This window comes from Psychrobacter sp. Rd 27.2, from assembly GCF_001921755.1.
Taxonomy (GTDB): domain Bacteria; phylum Pseudomonadota; class Gammaproteobacteria; order Pseudomonadales; family Moraxellaceae; genus Psychrobacter; species Psychrobacter celer.
Genome location: NZ_MRYB01000125.1, coordinates 1 through 364 on the forward strand (window position 1 = coordinate 1; position 364 = coordinate 364).

At 48.6% G+C, this 364-nt stretch carries 1 protein-coding gene; it reads right to left on the reverse strand.

The window, feature by feature from the left end; translation table 11 throughout:
- Positions 1–364: class I SAM-dependent DNA methyltransferase (locus BTV99_RS12875; protein ID WP_143507211.1), on the reverse strand; the 364-nt coding region annotated here is incomplete at both ends.

Below are 364 nucleotides of genomic sequence, written 5' to 3' on the forward strand. Positions count from 1 at the left end.
ACTCTGCTCGTTACTAACGATCGGACGCATCTTGCTTAATAAGTGCATCAGGAACAATAGCGAACCATCAGACACCCGCGGCAAGCCCGCGCCAAAGCGACCGTCAAAACCTTTTTGCTCGTGCTCGTCCTTAATCTCACCTGATATCTTTTTCCAGTCCACCCCAAACGGCGGATTCGACAGCATATAATCAAACTGCTCACCTGCCAGCTGATCACTGGATAAGGTATTGCCCAGCTTAATGTTATTCACCTCTTGCCCTTTGATCAGCATATCAGCTTTACAGATGGCATAAGACTCAGGGTTTAGCTCTTGTCCATAGGTACGCATGACCGCGTCAGGGTTTAGCTCTAGCACGTATTCC